General features: G+C 56.3%; 17 protein-coding genes. 6 read left to right on the top strand and 11 right to left on the bottom strand.

From position 1 onward, the window contains the following. Position 1: 1 nt before the first annotated feature. The 4 genes from nrdE to ROR01S_RS04335 form a co-directional block, all read right to left on the bottom strand. Positions 2-2,146: a class 1b ribonucleoside-diphosphate reductase subunit alpha gene (nrdE, locus tag ROR01S_RS04350; protein ID WP_015585891.1), complete on the bottom strand. Its 2,145-nt coding sequence runs from the start codon at positions 2,144-2,146 to the stop codon at positions 2-4. Beyond that, entirely contained in the window at positions 2,119-2,529 is a 411-nt protein-coding gene (nrdI, locus tag ROR01S_RS04345; protein ID WP_004866776.1) for a class Ib ribonucleoside-diphosphate reductase assembly flavoprotein NrdI, read from the bottom strand. The genes nrdE and nrdI overlap by 28 nt, the downstream gene beginning before the upstream one ends. Continuing rightward, the gene (gene nrdH, locus ROR01S_RS04340) at positions 2,526-2,768 is read right to left on the bottom strand and encodes a glutaredoxin-like protein NrdH (RefSeq protein ID WP_004866773.1); all 243 of its coding nucleotides are present in this window, start codon (positions 2,766-2,768) and stop codon (positions 2,526-2,528) included. Before nrdH ends, nrdI begins: the two co-directional genes overlap by 4 nt. Before the next feature lie 183 nt (positions 2,769-2,951). Continuing rightward, the gene (locus tag ROR01S_RS04335) at positions 2,952-3,383 is read right to left on the bottom strand and encodes a carboxymuconolactone decarboxylase family protein (protein ID WP_015585892.1); all 432 of its coding nucleotides are present in this window, start codon (positions 3,381-3,383) and stop codon (positions 2,952-2,954) included. A gap of 111 nt (positions 3,384-3,494) precedes the next feature. Between ROR01S_RS04335 and pdxR the strand changes: the two genes are divergently transcribed. Continuing rightward, complete coding sequence (pdxR, locus tag ROR01S_RS04330) at positions 3,495-4,856, top strand: MocR-like pyridoxine biosynthesis transcription factor PdxR (RefSeq protein WP_015585893.1); 1,362 nt, start codon at positions 3,495-3,497, stop codon at positions 4,854-4,856. Positions 4,857-4,986: 130 nt separating this feature from the next. Here the strand turns inward: pdxR and ROR01S_RS04325 are convergent, their stop codons facing one another. Next, on the bottom strand, positions 4,987-5,313 hold the full coding sequence (locus tag ROR01S_RS04325; protein WP_004866763.1) for a DUF883 family protein: 327 nt from the start codon (positions 5,311-5,313) through the stop codon (positions 4,987-4,989). Positions 5,314-5,463: 150 nt separating this feature from the next. Between ROR01S_RS04325 and ROR01S_RS04320 the strand changes: the two genes are divergently transcribed. Beyond that, positions 5,464-5,826 (top strand): DUF2002 family protein, encoded by a 363-nt coding sequence (locus ROR01S_RS04320; RefSeq protein WP_004866760.1) that lies wholly within the window; start codon positions 5,464-5,466, stop codon positions 5,824-5,826. 88 nt (positions 5,827-5,914) lie between these two features. Here the strand turns inward: ROR01S_RS04320 and alaE are convergent, their stop codons facing one another. Then, on the bottom strand, positions 5,915-6,364 hold the full coding sequence (gene alaE, locus ROR01S_RS04315) for an L-alanine exporter AlaE (protein WP_004866758.1): 450 nt from the start codon (positions 6,362-6,364) through the stop codon (positions 5,915-5,917). Positions 6,365-7,079: 715 nt separating this feature from the next. On the opposite strand from alaE, the gene stpA reads away from it, so the two are divergent. Beyond that, entirely contained in the window at positions 7,080-7,481 is a 402-nt protein-coding gene (gene stpA / locus ROR01S_RS04310; protein WP_004866755.1) for a DNA-binding protein StpA, read from the top strand. 84 nt (positions 7,482-7,565) lie between these two features. Here the strand turns inward: stpA and ROR01S_RS04305 are convergent, their stop codons facing one another. The 4 genes from ROR01S_RS04305 to ROR01S_RS04290 form a co-directional block, all read right to left on the bottom strand. Further along, a complete protein-coding gene (locus tag ROR01S_RS04305) occupies positions 7,566-7,745 on the bottom strand; it encodes a GDFGVC terminal motif YodC-like protein (protein ID WP_015585895.1) in 180 nt (59 codons plus the stop codon). Positions 7,746-7,838: 93 nt separating this feature from the next. Continuing rightward, on the bottom strand, positions 7,839-8,360 hold the full coding sequence (locus tag ROR01S_RS04300) for a rhodanese family protein (RefSeq protein WP_064359149.1): 522 nt from the start codon (positions 8,358-8,360) through the stop codon (positions 7,839-7,841). 9 nt (positions 8,361-8,369) lie between these two features. Then, positions 8,370-8,669, bottom strand: a complete 300-nt coding sequence (locus ROR01S_RS04295) for an ArsR/SmtB family transcription factor (RefSeq protein WP_004866746.1) — start codon at positions 8,667-8,669, stop codon at positions 8,370-8,372. A 78-nt stretch (positions 8,670-8,747) separates the two neighbouring features. Continuing rightward, positions 8,748-9,353, bottom strand: a complete 606-nt coding sequence (locus ROR01S_RS04290) for an FMN-dependent NADH-azoreductase (protein WP_004866743.1) — start codon at positions 9,351-9,353, stop codon at positions 8,748-8,750. A 106-nt stretch (positions 9,354-9,459) separates the two neighbouring features. On the opposite strand from ROR01S_RS04290, the gene ROR01S_RS04285 reads away from it, so the two are divergent. Then, complete coding sequence (locus ROR01S_RS04285) at positions 9,460-10,380, top strand: LysR family transcriptional regulator (protein WP_004866739.1); 921 nt, start codon at positions 9,460-9,462, stop codon at positions 10,378-10,380. Between the two features lie 88 nt (positions 10,381-10,468). Continuing rightward, positions 10,469-11,065 carry an undecaprenyl-diphosphatase gene (locus tag ROR01S_RS04280; RefSeq protein WP_048025127.1) on the top strand — a complete coding sequence of 199 codons (597 nt, stop codon included), beginning with the start codon at positions 10,469-10,471 and terminating at the stop codon, positions 11,063-11,065. 7 nt (positions 11,066-11,072) lie between these two features. Here the strand turns inward: ROR01S_RS04280 and ROR01S_RS04275 are convergent, their stop codons facing one another. Beyond that, positions 11,073-12,869, bottom strand: coding sequence for a sigma-54-dependent Fis family transcriptional regulator (locus tag ROR01S_RS04275; RefSeq protein WP_015585898.1), 1,797 nt, complete (start codon positions 12,867-12,869; stop codon positions 11,073-11,075). Positions 12,870-13,119: 250 nt separating this feature from the next. On the opposite strand from ROR01S_RS04275, the gene exaC reads away from it, so the two are divergent. After that, on the top strand, positions 13,120-14,640 hold the full coding sequence (gene exaC, locus ROR01S_RS04270; RefSeq protein WP_004866732.1) for an acetaldehyde dehydrogenase ExaC: 1,521 nt from the start codon (positions 13,120-13,122) through the stop codon (positions 14,638-14,640). The last annotated feature ends 7 nt before the right edge of the window (positions 14,641-14,647 follow it).

The following is a 14,647-nucleotide window of genomic DNA, read 5'->3' as shown; positions in this document are numbered from 1 at the left end:
CTTACAGCGCGCAGGACACGCAGCCTTCGATTTCGGTACCTTCCAGCGCCAGCTGGCGCAGACGGATGTAATACAGCGTTTTGATTCCCTTCTTCCACGCGTAGATTTGCGCCTTGTTGATATCGCGGGTGGTGGCGGTATCGGGGAAAAAGAGCGTCAACGACAGCCCCTGATCGACGTGCCGCGTGGCTTCGGCATAGGTGTCGATAATTTTTTGCGGGCCGATTTCCCAGGCATCCTGATAGAGCGCCAGGTTGTCATTGGTCATAAATGGCGCGGGGTAGTAAACCCGCCCGGTTTTCCCCTCTTTGCGGATCTCTATCTTTGAGACAATCGGGTGGATACTCGAGGTCGCATGGTTGATATAGGAGATCGATCCGGTTGGCGGGATGGCCTGCAAGTTACGGTTATAGATACCGTGGCGCATGACGTCATCGCGTAGCTTCAGCCACATATCGCGGTCGGGCAGGCGGATTCCGGCGCGGGCGAATAGCGCGCGCACTGTTGCCGTTTTCGGCTGCCAGTCGCCCTGCAGATAGCGTTCGAAGTATTCGCCGCTGGCATAGCGCGATTGTTCAAATCCGGCAAAATGCTCACCGCGCTCGCGGGCTATCTGCATCGACGTATGCAGCGCGTGCCAGGTGACGGTATAAAAATAGAAGTTGGTAAAGTCCAGCCCTTCCGGGCTACCGTAGGCGATACCTTCCCGGGCCAGATAGCCGTGCAGGTTCATCTGGCCAAGACCGATGGCATGGGAGGCGGCATTGCCCGCCGCCACCGATGGCACCGAGCGTATATCACTCATGTCGGAAACCGCCGTCAGGCCGCGCACCGCCACGGCGATCGTGCGGGCAAAATCCGGCGAATCCATGGTATGCGCAATATTCAGCGACCCAAGGTTGCAGGAGATATCCTGGCCTACGCTGGCATAATCCAGATTTTCATCAAAGGTCGACGGGGTGTTGACCTGCAAAATTTCCGAGCACAGGTTACTCATGTTAATTCGCCCGGCAATCGGATTGGCGCGGTTGACGGTATCTTCAAACATGATGTAGGGATAGCCGGACTCGAACTGAATTTCTGCCAGCCGCTGGAACAGTTCCCGGGCGCGGATCCAACGTTTGCGGACCCGCTCGTCGGCGACCAGCTGCGTATACATCTCGCTGATGGCGATATCGCCAAACGGCTTGCCGTACAGGCGCTCGACGTCATAGGGTGAGAACAGCGCCATCTGCGCGTCGTCTTTTGCCAGCTGGAAGGTAATGTCCGGGATCACGACCCCAAGCGACAGGGTTTTGATGCGGATTTTCTCATCGGCGTTTTCCCGCTTGGTGTCCAGAAAACGCAGAATGTCCGGATGATGGGCGTGCAGGTAGACCGCCCCGGCTCCCTGGCGGGCGCCGAGCTGGTTGGCGTAGGAGAAGGCATCCTCGAGCATTTTCATCACCGGCACTACGCCGGAAGATTGATTTTCAATGCGCTTAATCGGTGCCCCGAACTCGCGCAAATTGGACAATAAAAACGCCACGCCGCCGCCGCGCTTAGACAGCTGCAGCGCCGAGTTCACCGCCCGGCCAATCGACTCCATATTGTCTTCAATGCGCAACAGGAAACAGGAAACCAGCTCGCCCCGCTGCTGTTTACCGGCGTTGAGGAAGGTGGGCGTCGCCGGCTGAAAGCGCCCGCTGAGGATCTCATCGGTCAACTGCCGGGCCAGAGTCTCATCTCCCTGCGCGAGGGTGAGGGCGACCATGCAGGTGCGATCGGCAAAATGCTCAAGGTAGCGTTTGCCGTCAAAGGTCTTCAGGGTATAGCTGGTATAGAATTTCCAGGCGCCGAGAAAGGTCCGAAAGCGGAACGGGTAGCCGTGCGCGTGGTCAAACAGCGTCAGCACAAAACGGCGATCGTAGCGTGCCAGCACGCTGGCATCGTAATAGCCTTCGGCGATCAGCCATTCCAGTTTTTCATTCTGCGTCGTGAAAGAGACGGTATGGGTCAGCACGTGCGTCGCCATAAAGGCGTCTACCGCCTGGTGGTCTTTTTCAAACGGAATACGGCCATTACTGTCATACAAATTCAGCATCGCATTGAGGGCGTGGAAATCCGCCGCCCCGGTGGTTAGACGTTCTGCGGTTGTCGTTGCCAAAATTCGTTTACTCCTTTACGCACGTTATCGACATCGGTTGGGGTGCCCATCAGCTCAAAGCGATACAGATACGGTACGCCACACTTTTGCGCGATGACGTCGCCGGCCCGGCCATAGGCGTCGCCGAAGTTACGGTTACCGGCAGCAATCACGCCGCGTATCCGCTGGCGGTTATGCGGGTCGTTTAAAAAGCGGATCGCCTGCCGGGGCACCGCGCCAGCCGTGCCGCCGCCGCCGTAGCTGGGGACAATGAGAATGTAGGGGGCGTCTACCTGGATGCGTTCCCGCTCGTTAAGCGGAATGCGCACCGCGGGCAGCCCCAGACGCTGGACGAACCGATGCGTATTTTCGGAACTGCTGGAGAAGTAGACGATCAGGCTCATGCGTTGGCCACCGGTTCGGGGCGCAGGCGGTTAATCATATCCGGGCGAAAACCGGACCAGCGGGTTTCACCGGCTATCACGACCGGCAGCTGACGAAAGCCCTGTTCGCGCAGCATGTCAGCGGCATCCGGATGATGCTCAACATTCACCATCTCGAAGGCAAATCCGCGGCTTTCCATGGCCCGCTTAGTGGCATGGCACTGGACGCAGTCATTTTTAGTGTAAATAGTAATGCGCATGATTCGTATTTCCATTTAAGATAACAGAACGGCGCAAAAAAGTGCGACGTCCGCTATCGGTTAACTGTTCAGGAAATACTAGATGTAGTTATCTAAAAGTTCAACCACGCAATATATAGCGTTTTTAGATAAGGGGAACCCTCACGGAAGCACGCCATGAGGGCCGGACGGGTACGCCTGAAATTACAGGCGCATGCTGACCGCAAGGCGGTTAAACGCGTTCATCAGGCTGATGGCGAAGGTCAGGTCGCTGATCTGGCGTGCGCTGAAATGCTCCAGCAGCGGCAGGTAAACATCATCTTCTGCATGGGTGCTGGCAATATGCGTCACCGATTCCGCCCACGCCAGCGCCGCCTGTTCTGCGGCGCTGAAATGCCCGCTTACCCGCCAGCCGGCCAGCGCATCCAGTTTAGTCTGCGCCACGCCGGATTTACGCAGCGCTTTACTGTGCATTTCCAGACAGAAGGCGCAGCCATTAATCTGTGATACCCGCAGGTAAACCAGTTCCAGCAGGGCGCCGTCCAGTTCGCTTTTTTCCAGCGCAATCTTGGCCTGTACCAGCGCGTTATAGACTTCCGGGCTCAGTTCGTTATAGGGCTGACGGAGTGTGCTCATGATGTTTTCCTCAATGTTGAACCGCGGGGAATGGGTTCTAAGACCGCAGCAAAATAGCACTATAATGGACTGCAAAAGATAGCCATATTTTAATGAAAAAAGCAGACCATAATGGAAATCAAAAAAGTCCCGCACTATCAGCGCATTGCCAGACAGCTCAAATCTGCGATTGAACACGGCGAACTCGCGCCGGGCAGCCGCCTGCCCGCCAGTCGGGTTTATGCGCAGGAGCTGGGCGTCTCCCGCGCAACCGTGGAGAATGCCTGGGGCGAGCTGGTGGCCCAGGGCTGGCTGGAGCGACGAGGGCAGGCGGGCACCTTTGTCAGCGAGCGTCTGAGTCCGCTGCGGGAGGAACCGGCGCGTCTGCCGTCGGGCATTGAACCGACGACGCTGCAGCCGTTTCAACTGGGTCTGCCGGCGCTGGATCTTTTCCCCCGCGGCCTGTGGGCGCGGGTGATGGGGCGGCGACTGCGAACGCAAACGCGTTTTGACCTGGCGCCCGGCGATCCGTGCGGTGAGATGATCCTGCAGCGGGCCATTGTCGATTATCTGCGGCTTTCCCGCAGTATTGAATGCCTGCCCGAACAGGTGCTGGTGACCGGCAACTATGCCGCTTCCATGAGGCTGCTCCTCCGCACTCTGGCGCAGCCAGGTCAGCATATGTGGATGGAGGATCCGGGGTTTCCGCTGATTCGACCGGTGATAACCGGGGAAGGGGTGGTCATCGATCCGGTTCCTGTCGATGAAGAGGGGATGGATGTGGCGTGGGCGCAACGCCATTACCCCGATGCGCATTTTGCACTTCTCACTCCCGCGCACCAGAGTCCGCTGGGGGTTGCGCTGTCGCTGGCCCGACGCAGGCAGCTGCTGGCATGGGCGGCCCGGCGCGACGCCTGGATTATTGAAGATGATTACGATAGCGAATTTCGCTACCGGGGTAAGCCGCTGCCGCCGCTGAAAAGTCTTGATGCCCCGCAGCGGGTAATTTACGCCGGCACCTTCAGTAAATCGCTTTTTCCGGCATTACGCGCCGCCTGGCTGGTGGTGCCCCTCCCGCAGGTGGCCGCCTTTCGCCAGCAGGCCGAATGGATGAGCTGTAGCGTACCGACGCTGTGGCAGCAGACGCTGGCTGACTTTATCCACGAAGGTCATTTCTGGCGTCATCTGAAGAAAATGCGTACCTGCTATGCGCAGCGCCGACAGTGGCTGGAGTCCGCGCTGTTGGCGCAGGGGTTCAGCGTCGTCCCTCAGTTAGGGGGGATTCAGCTGGTTATTACGGTGAACGGTGACGATCGGGCGCTGGCTCTGAAAGCCCGGCAGGCCGGCCTGTCGGTACAGGCGCTGAGCGACTGGCGGATACAAAGCCGCGGCGAAGGGGGGCTGCTGGTGAGCTTTACTAATCTGACATCGATGGCGATGGCAACGGAGGCGGTGCGTCAACTCAAAGTCGCGCTGTTTTCTGCTGATAAGTAAAGTCGCTGATTGAGGATTCGGGGGATTGAGCTTCCTGAAGTAGCGATCGTGCGTTGAGGCAACAAAAAGCCCCCGGGCCAGAGGCTCACAGGGGCAGACGCGTATTTGTTATCTTCATGTATCGTTTATATTATCGACGTAAATTCAATAATACGCCAATAAATAGTCCAACTGCGGCAGCGGCTCCGACGCTCTGCCACGGTTTATCCCGCACGTAGCTATCGGCACAGCCTGCGGCATCGCGAGCGGCCTGCTGCACACGGTTGTTCCCGTTCAGACGGGCTCGCGTCTCTTTCAGCAGCGCCTGGGCTTTTTTCCGTGCGGCATCAGCTTCATCTTTCGCATCGCTGCCCCATGATTTCAGCACCTCTTCTAGCGTATCCGCTAATTGGCTGACATCGTTATGAATATCTTCAGCGCTTTCATCGACATTGTTGCGGTTCAGACGGTTAGCCATCGATTTCTCCCTTAATTCCATTGAGTCATTAAGTGTAGAACAAGATTTTGAATTATGCTTTTGCAGTGCCGTTTCTGGAATTTTCCGAAAGCACTATCAATGATGAATAAGGTAAGGTAAAGGTGCGGTAAAAGATAAAGAGGAATGAGTATGTATTTAAGACCCGATGAGGTGGCGCGTGTTCTTGAAAAAGCCGGCTTCACCATGGATGTTGTGACGCAAAAAGCGTACGGCTATCGCCGTGGCGATAATTATGTTTATGTGAACCGCGAAGCGCGCATGGGGCGGACCGCTTTAATTATTCATCCGGCGTTAAAAGAGCGCAGTAATTCGCTGGCGGAACCCGCCTCGGATATCAAAACCTGCGATCATTATGAACAGTTTCCGCTGTATTTAGCCGGAGATGTACAGCAGCATTATGGTATTCCGCATGGCTTCAGTTCACGCATGGCGCTTGAGCGTTTTTTGCGGGGATTATATGGCGAAGCGCAGCCGAGCCTGTCTCATAACTAATCGTATGAAGACCCGTGCCTGGATGTGAAGTAGGGGAAAGCAGACGAGCAGGCGACTGACGGTGGTCAGTCGCAGGTTGCATCGGGACTCAGGCTTTAGCCTGCTGGTAAGCGCTGACGCGGAACAGACGGCGGCAGTAGTCAAGGAAATAGCCGTAAACCGCTCCCATCATCATCGATACCGCAATATTTGAGCTCACCGCCGCGGCAATTTGATGCCAGTCGGCACCGACGGAAAATAAGATAGCAACATACACCGGCGACTGGAATGTCACATAAGCCACAACATCGGCAATACTCTTCATCCAGGCGGAAGGGCTAATGTGACGTGCCAGGCGCATGGCGCGGTCGCGGTAAAATCCGTAAGGCACGGCAATAATAATGTTCACCGGAATCGCCACCAGGCGCGAGGATAACGACTGCTCAAAGGTCATTCCGGAGAGGAAAATTTCGATCAACATGTTCACAACGGTGCAGTAAACCACCATCGCAAAGGTGTCTGCTACCGCATGACGCAAGCGGGACTGCGCAGAGAACATCGGTGTGCTCCTCGAAAATGAAGTCTGATACGCCACAAAATGCGCTCTTTTACAGCGTTTTGGGTTGCCTGTTTTGATGTGCGTAGATTATCTCTCTGCGCTGAAAGAGACAACTAGCTGTAAATTTTTATTTAATGGCTTTTTGTCGATAAAATACTCTGCGAAAGGTGGTTTTGTCTTCGCTGCGCTACTTTTGTCCTGACTCTTAATTTTTTATTTATTTATCAATTGGTTATGTTTTTGGTGAGCAGGAAGGGAGGCTCACGCGAAGCCACGATTGTGCCGACTACCGCCTGAAGTCACGTTCCAATGTGATTTCTGTCACTTTTAGAATAATTTATGCCATAAATGCGATTTAAATAGCATTAGATTCTTTTTTTGTTCGTTGGTGTGTATTCGATTTTCATGCATGTTCATTCACTGGCAGAGCGTTGTGACCTTATCCTTCCGTCGGACATATCCCGCTAACCTGCTGACCATGCAGGTAATATACTGAGTGATGATATTTTTGCGGTTTTTTTACTCTATTCAGATTGTCGCTGAATTAATTTCGGGGATTAACTGGATAACCGCTGTGGTTATTTTAAATAAAATATGGACGTCGTGGTCTGAATATATTTATCACTCGCCATTAAAGGTGGTAATATATGGCTTCATATATTAAAGTACCCCGGTAGTATTGTCTTATATGTAATTTGGGAACGTTTAATAATTTATGTCTTTAATGTTACAGAAGTTGAATAATATCCGTTCACTGCGGGCGATGTCGCGTGAATTCTCCATTGACGTACTTGAAGAAATGCTGGAAAAACTCAGGGTCGTCACTGAAGAAAAACGGTCAGAGCAGCAGTCTGCCCTGCAACAGCAGGCGGAATACCAGGAAAAAATTAATACCTGGCTGGAATTGATGATTGCCGACGGTATTACACCTGATGAGCTGGTCACGCAGAATGCAGGCCCGTCGAAGGAGGCGAAAAAACGCCAGCCGCGTCCGGCAAAATACCGGTTTACCGATTTTTCCGGTGCGCAAAAAACCTGGACCGGCCAGGGACGTATGCCGAAGCCGATCGCTCGTGCGATTGAAGCCGGCGCGACGCTGGAAAGTTTTCTGATTTAAGCGTTAGTGAAAATGATATTCGGCAGGAGTTAAGGCTGCTGTCGGATAGCGAAAAAATAACGGTGGGGAATCCCACCGTGTGTATTAGCAAACGCCAAAATCACCTTCTTCTTTATAAGGTGTGACGTCTGCAGGCTTCAGAGTATATTTCTCACCCTGTTCATTACTGGCCTGTACGGCGACAATATGATCTTCACCGACGGCCACAATCTTGAGTTTTGGTCCGCCCATACGAGGCTGAACCAGATCACCTACTGAATACATCGTTTTTCTCCTCTGGCATGGATTAATGCCGCTGTTCGCCTTCACTTTAGCGTAGCTGAATATCAGCATACAACAGGCCTGATGCCGCAGGCGTCAGCGTCGGTTCCAGGGCATGATGGCCAACAGGCGCGCCATCCCGCAAAAACCGCTGATGCCGGCGAAGGTTAAGCCGGCGCCGACAAAAGCGCTCAGCAGGAAAAAGCCGCTACTGACGCCATAGCCCAGCGCCACGCCCAGCAGAATGAGCACTCCCGCGGCGATTTGCACCTGGCGCATTAACGGCAGCGGCTGGGTTTTATCCTCTTTGACGGGCAATCCTGCTGCTTTCCAGGCCTGAATACCGCCGGCCAGCAGTTTCACCTGTGCCGGAGCTGCCGCAGCCAGCAGACGAATGGCATTATTTTGTGTACGCGATCCCGCCTGACAATGAAAAATGACCGTTTCATCCGCGGCAGTGCGCAGCATTGCGCCGTTATTCAGGGCAGCCAGCGGCACCAGCTCGGCATCGAGGATGTGTTCGCGGGCGTATTCATCGGCATCGCGAATATCGATTAATCTGGCCCCTTGCGCGATTTGCGCCCGGGCCTCTTCAGGAGAAAGGGTGACGATAGTCATGACGGCTCCTTATGGGCAATAAATGGTCTTCAGCGTGGTAATGATTTGCTGAACCGCAGGGTGGGTGATGAAGTAGTGGATACGTTGCGCCTCGCGCTCACTGCCGATCAGGCCTTCATCGCGCATGCGCGCCAGATGCTGAGAGGTGGCCGAAGGGCTCAGGCCGGTGATCTGCGCCAGTTCGCCTGCGCTGGCGCGCGGCGTCTCGCACAGCATGCACAGAATCATCAGCCGGTTCGGATTGCTCATGGCTTTCAACAGGGCGGCGGCTTCCCCGGCGCTGGACTGCAGCTGTTCTGGTGTATTCATGTATTTTAGTCTTTTCTAAATTTAGATAAGTCTAAAATAAAAAACGGCGCGGTACCAGCGCAGAAAATGCCGTCGCGGTCAGGACGCTTGCGTCAGTCGGATAAGCTGTTCTGTGGCCTGGGCGATGCCAGCATCGCGGCCGTGAGGCTGGATATCCAGACCTTCGGCATAGATAAATGTCACTTCGCTGATGCCCATCAGACCCAGTACCGAACGGAGATAAGGGGTTACGGCATCGGTATCCTGCCCGCAATGTACGCCTCCGCGGGAGCTGATCACCACCGCGCGTACACCCTCGACCAACCCCTGAGGCCAGCTGTCGGTGTAGCGGAAGGTTTCGCGGGCCCTGGCGACCAGATCAAACCATTTTTTCAGATCGGTAGGGACGTTGAGATTATACATGGGGGCGCCGATCACCAGCAGATCGCTGGTTTTCAGCTCATCAATCAGCCTATCCGATAGCGCGACGCCCCGCTGGATCGCCGGAGTCGGATCCTGGGCGCCGCGCAGGGCGGCAAACAGCGGCCGATCGAGGGCCGGCAGCGCCATGGTCGTCAGATCGCGTTCTGTCACGCTATCCTGCTGGCCAGACGCTTTGCGCATCTGCATATAGTCATCTATTAACCGGTTGGTCAGCGATGCCTGACCGTTGATGCTGGATTTCAAAAGTAAAACCTGACTCATGGGACGTGGCCTCTGGTTATCGTGGTTACGCAAAGGCTAACACTGTCTTTTTGGCGCCAGTAGTGACATTATTTTTCTCAATTGTATCCTTTCAGGAACCAATCTTATGAACACCGACCTGAGCGGTATTCCGGTTTTTGTCGCCGTCGTGGAGTGCGGTAACTTTGCTAAGGCGGCGGAGAGGCTGCACGTGACCCGCTCGGCGGTCGGTAAAACGGTCGCTCGTCTCGAGGCGCGGTTGGGGGCGGCGCTTTTCCAGCGAACGACCCGCAGTCAGACCCTGACGGAAGAGGGGGAGCTGTTCTACCTGCAATGTCGTCAGGCGCTGGACAGTATTCGCGAGGCGGAGGATGAAATCCATCGCGGCAAAATGCGGGTGCAAGGGCGGCTGCGGATCAGCCTGCCGGTGCTGTTTGGCCAACGCTGCGTATCCCCGATTCTCTTTTCTCTCAGCCAGCGCTATCCGCAGCTAAAACTCGCGCTCTCTTTCAGCGACCGCCAGGTTAATCTTTTTGAAGAGGGATTCGATCTGGCGATTCGTATTGGCACGCTGGCAGATTCCACCTTCCTGAAAGCTCGTCACCTCGGCCACCATGGCATGGTACTTTGCGCCTCGCCCGCCTATTTACAGGCGCATCCGCAACCATCGACTCTCCCTGAACTGGCCGGACACCAGACCATCGGTTACCTGCGCGGCGGGCAGCTTCAGAAATGGCGGCTGCACGATCCACAAAGCGGTCCCGTGGCCTGGCAGCCGCAGGCGCATCTGGTGATGGATGATTTTACGGCGATAGCGGCGGCGGCGGTGAGCGGGCTGGGTATTGCCTGGATTCCGGACTGGCTGGCTGCCCAGGAGGTTGAACAGGGGCGGCTGCGCTGTATTCTGCCGCAAAGCGCCAGCGTCACCTTCGCGATCTCCGCCGTCTGGCCCGAGGCGCCGTGGGTGCCGCAGAAGATCCGGGTCACCATCGATGCGCTGCTCGCCGGATTGCCCCAGGCGATCCGCCAGACCGGAGGCCACCCATAAAACGCGTCATCTCTTCGGCGTGGGGTTAAGCGTAACTTAAGAGAGAATTGCGATAATGACAGTAATATGACTGGCATGGACCCTCGCAATGAATGTACTCGAAACGGTTAACCAAAGCGCTTTTCTGGCGCTGAATGCTCAGCCGGGAACGTCGGAGAGCCTTCTGGCGCTAGCCCGCTTCTGCGCAAGCGGAATGATCTTTATCGTTCCGGCTATTCTGATCGGTCTGTGGTTTTTAGGCGGCCGCCAGGGGCACCGGCAGGCGCTGTTTTGCACGCTGAATATTCTGATGGCGCTTGCGTTGGGCTATCTCTGCGGCTCGCTGTGGTTCCACCCCCGGCCGTTTATGATGCCGCTGGGCCATACCTGGATCAGCCATCCGGCGGATAATGGCTTCCCGAGCGATCACGGCCTGGTGATGTTCAGCGCGGCATTTGCGCTGCTTTCGCTGCGTCTACGCAGCCTCGGGCTGTTTGTCCTGCTCGCATCGCTGCCGGTGGCCTGGTCACGCATTTTCCTCGGGGTCCATTTTCCGCTGGATATGGCCGGCGCAGCGGCGGTGGCGGCGGTTGCCGTCTGGGTGAGCAAAGGGGTCTGGCAGGCCTTTGGGCCGGCAATGGTGCGGATTTGTGAAGCCATCAGCCAGCGCATGTTTTCCTGGCTGCCGGCCCGTTTTACGCCGTAGCTAAGGTTTAGTTTCTTGTCCGCGCGGCGCGCCGGTAGAGCGTGCTGCGCGCGACTCCCAGAGCCTGCGCCGCTTTACTGACATTACCGTTATACGTCGACAGCGTGTCGGCAATCAGCTGGGCATCGTGCTGCTGCAATCCGCGCGACGGAGCCGGAGCCGGGGCCGACCGGTACTCCGCCGGTAAATCCTCCACCTCCAGTTGCTCTCCTTCATCAGCCAGCGCCAGCAGCACCTTCAGCAGGCTTTGTAGCTGGCGCACGTTGCCCGGCCAGGGAAGGGTGGCGAGATGGGTCAGGAGCGCAGGCGAGAGCTCTACGTGTCGCGCTTCGGCACCGAGGGTTTGCCATAGCTGCTGAAGAAACGCCGGCAGCTGTGGCCACTCCCGCAGCGGCGGAATAGTGAGGGCGAATTCGCGCAGGCGATAGAGCAGGTCCTCGCGAAACGTACCGTCGGCAACATGCTGCATCAGGTTACGGTGGGTGGCGCAAATAAGCGCAAAGCTGACCGGAGCGCTCTGACTGGCGCCGAGCGGCGTAACCTCTTTTTCCTGTAGCACCCGCAGCAGCCGGGTCTGAAGCAGCATCGGCATATCGCCAATCTCATCGAGAAACAGCACGCCGCCATCCGCCTCGCGAATTTTACCGATATAGCCATTCTTACTGGCGCCGGTAAAGGCGCCAGGCTGGTAGCCAAACAGCTCCGATTCAATCAGCGATTCGGGGATCGCCGCGCAGTTGATAGCCACGAATTTACCGTGGCGCCAGCGGCTGTGCTGGTGAAGCGTGCGGCTGACAAACTCTTTGCCGCATCCGGTTTCGCCTTCAATACACAGGGCAATGCCGGCATTCAGCAGACGCACCATCTTCTCCCCCTCACGCTGACTGGCGAAAGGCAGCTCGATGGCCGGCAGCGTCGGCGCGGGGGCCGGAGCCGGTACCGCAACGTGGGTTCGGGTTGGCGCGCGCAGGCGGTAGTAATAGGTTTGTCGCTGGTGGGTCAGCGGCAGCGGAACATTCACCGCCGTTTGCGCCAGCTGAGGAAACAGCTGCTGAAAGGTGATATGGCCGAGTTGTCCGCTATCCAGACCCAGATCGCGCATCGCCAGGCGGTTGCCGGCGGTCAGCACGTTATCGGAAAAGACCAGAAGCAGCTCTTCAACGCTGTCGAGTTTGTGGGGGTGAAGGTGCAGGCTCATCAGCCACTGCTGCGGATGGAGACTCTGTTTTACCCACAGATATTCAATCTGCTTCGCGGCCTCTTTTACCCACGCCAGCGTGTGGGGGTGCGGGAAGTGGGCCGGGCCGGAAATATCCAGCACCCCGGCAATTTTTCCGTCCGGACTCTGAACCGGCATCGCGGCGCAATAGAGATCCTGATTGCGGGTAAGGAAGTGCTGGCGGCCGTCGATTTCACAGCTGTCGTCAATGGCCAGCGCGGTACCGATGGCGTTGGTACCGCGCCCGCTCTCGCTCCACAGATTTCCCGGAGCCAGCGCGAAGCTTTGTGCTTTCTGCATGGCGTGCATGTTACCGAAGGTTTGCAGCACCAGACCGCTGGCGTCAGAGAGGATCACCACCGACTGGAGATCGCTCACTTTTCGCGACAGGGTGTTCACCACCGGCTGGGTCAGCTGCTGTAACCGGGCATGGCTGGCCAGCGCATCCGCCAGTTCGCCGGAACCCAGGCGCGGGAAATCATCCGTCGCGGGATCCAGGCCGTACTGCTGGCTACGAAACCAGGAATCGCTGAGCAACGGGCTGGTTTTTACCTCGGGATCGAGAGTAAACGAATTACCTTGCACGGAGCACCTCGGGGTCGGATGGATGATGTTGCAATATTGTAGCTTTATGGTTTCTCATGTGTTGCGATTTGCGACACATAAGCAAAATTACGTCTCCATGCGATACAGGATTACATCTTATGGCATTGAATTGTTTAGCTATTTATTCCTTCAATAAATCTGGCATAACCTCTGCATAAGCTTCTGTGCAGCAGGCAACAGCAAAAAACCAATACGCCGCTGCGCCTCAACCCTACAGAAGGAGATTGCAATGCGTTATGCACATCCTGGCACCCCGGGCGCCTTAGTTTCATTCAAGTCCGCATACGGTAACTATATTGACGGTCAATTTGTCGAACCGCTCGGCGGCGAATACTTTATGAATACCTCCCCCGTGGACGGGAGTGACATTGCACAATTTCCCCGCTCCGATGCCAAAGATATCGACTTTGCTCTTGATGCCGCACACCGCGCCGCGGAAGCCTGGGGGAAAACATCGGTACAGCATCGTTCCAACCTGCTGCTTCAGGTCGCCGATCGGATTCAGGAGAACCTGGAATATCTGGCGATTGCTGAAAGCTGGGACAATGGTAAACCGGTGCGCGAAACGCTGAATGCCGATCTGCCGTTGGCGGTCGATCACTTCCGCTATTTTGCCGGCTGTCTGCGGGCACAGGAGGGGAGTACTGCGGAAATTGATGAAACTACCGTGGCCTATCACTTCCATGAACCGCTGGGCGTAGTCGGGCAAATTATTCCGTGGAACTTTCCGCTGCTGATGGCGGCCTGGAAGCTGGCGCCGGCGCTGGCGGCCGGGAACTGTGTGGTGCTCAAGCCGGCAGAGCAGACGCCGCTGAGCATCACGCTGCTGCTGGAAATTATTGGCGACCTCTTCCCGCCGGGCGTCCTGAACGTGGTGCAGGGCTTCGGTAAAGAGGCCGGTGAAGCGCTGGCAACCAGCAAGCGTATTGCCAAAATTGCCTTTACCGGCTCAACGCCCGTCGGACGGCATATTCTGGCCTGCGCGGCGGAGAACATTATTCCCGCCACCGTTGAGCTGGGCGGCAAGTCGCCAAATATCTATTTTGCCGATGTGATGGACGGAGAAGAAGAGTTTATCGAGAAGGCGGTGGAGGGGCTGGTGCTGGGCTTCTTCAACCAGGGCGAAGTATGTACCTGCCCATCGCGCGCCCTGATCCATGAATCCATCTACGAGCCGTTTATGGAGCGAGTGATGGCGAAGGTGGCCCAGATTCGCCGCGGCGATCCCTTTGATACCGACACCATGATCGGGGCACAGGCATCACGCCAGCAGTTCGATAAGATCCTGTCGTACATTAAGATTGCCCGCGAAGAGGGGGGGCAGATCCTGACCGGCGGAGAACGCGCCAGTATTACGGCTGAACTGGATAATGGTTACTACATTCAGCCAACCCTGATTAAGGGGCGCAATGATATGCGCAGCTTCCAGGAAGAGATTTTTGGCCCGGTCATCGGCGTCACGACCTTCAAAGATGAGGCAGAAGCGCTGGAAATAGCCAACCAGACTCAGTTTGGGCTCGGCGCCGGCGTCTGGACCCGCGACAGCAATCTGGCGTACCGAATGGGGCGTGGGATTAAAGCCGGTCGTGTCTGGACCAACTGTTATCACGTCTACCCGGCCCATGCCGCGTTTGGCGGCTATAAACAGTCAGGCGTCGGTCGTGAAACTCATAAAATGGCCCTTGATGCCTATCAACAGACGAAAAACCTGCTGGTGAGCTACGGTACCGCGCCGTTAGGACTGTTTTAATTGCCGG

It is taken from the genome of Klebsiella ornithinolytica NBRC 105727 = ATCC 31898, assembly GCF_001598295.1.
GTDB classification, from domain to species: Bacteria; Pseudomonadota; Gammaproteobacteria; order Enterobacterales; family Enterobacteriaceae; genus Klebsiella; species Klebsiella ornithinolytica.
Note: the sequence above shows the minus strand (reverse complement) of the source record. Positions and strands in the feature narration are given on the sequence as shown.

Coding starts and splice junctions, on each gene's coding strand:
- nrdI (WP_004866776.1), bottom strand. CDS start 2,529: ATGAGCCTGATCGTCTACTTCTCCAGCAGTTCCGAAAATACGCATCGG.
- nrdH (WP_004866773.1), bottom strand. CDS start 2,768: ATGCGCATTACTATTTACACTAAAAATGACTGCGTCCAGTGCCATGCC.
- ROR01S_RS04335 (WP_015585892.1), bottom strand. CDS start 3,383: ATGAGCACACTCCGTCAGCCCTATAACGAACTGAGCCCGGAAGTCTAT.
- pdxR (WP_015585893.1), top strand. CDS start 3,495: ATGGAAATCAAAAAAGTCCCGCACTATCAGCGCATTGCCAGACAGCTC.
- ROR01S_RS04325 (WP_004866763.1), bottom strand. CDS start 5,313: ATGGCTAACCGTCTGAACCGCAACAATGTCGATGAAAGCGCTGAAGAT.
- ROR01S_RS04320 (WP_004866760.1), top strand. CDS start 5,464: ATGTATTTAAGACCCGATGAGGTGGCGCGTGTTCTTGAAAAAGCCGGC.
- alaE (WP_004866758.1), bottom strand. CDS start 6,364: ATGTTCTCTGCGCAGTCCCGCTTGCGTCATGCGGTAGCAGACACCTTT.
- stpA (WP_004866755.1), top strand. CDS start 7,080: ATGTCTTTAATGTTACAGAAGTTGAATAATATCCGTTCACTGCGGGCG.
- ROR01S_RS04305 (WP_015585895.1), bottom strand. CDS start 7,745: ATGTATTCAGTAGGTGATCTGGTTCAGCCTCGTATGGGCGGACCAAAA.
- ROR01S_RS04300 (WP_064359149.1), bottom strand. CDS start 8,360: ATGACTATCGTCACCCTTTCTCCTGAAGAGGCCCGGGCGCAAATCGCG.
- ROR01S_RS04295 (WP_004866746.1), bottom strand. CDS start 8,669: ATGAATACACCAGAACAGCTGCAGTCCAGCGCCGGGGAAGCCGCCGCC.
- ROR01S_RS04290 (WP_004866743.1), bottom strand. CDS start 9,353: ATGAGTCAGGTTTTACTTTTGAAATCCAGCATCAACGGTCAGGCATCG.
- ROR01S_RS04285 (WP_004866739.1), top strand. CDS start 9,460: ATGAACACCGACCTGAGCGGTATTCCGGTTTTTGTCGCCGTCGTGGAG.
- ROR01S_RS04280 (WP_048025127.1), top strand. CDS start 10,469: ATGAATGTACTCGAAACGGTTAACCAAAGCGCTTTTCTGGCGCTGAAT.
- exaC (WP_004866732.1), top strand. CDS start 13,120: ATGCGTTATGCACATCCTGGCACCCCGGGCGCCTTAGTTTCATTCAAG.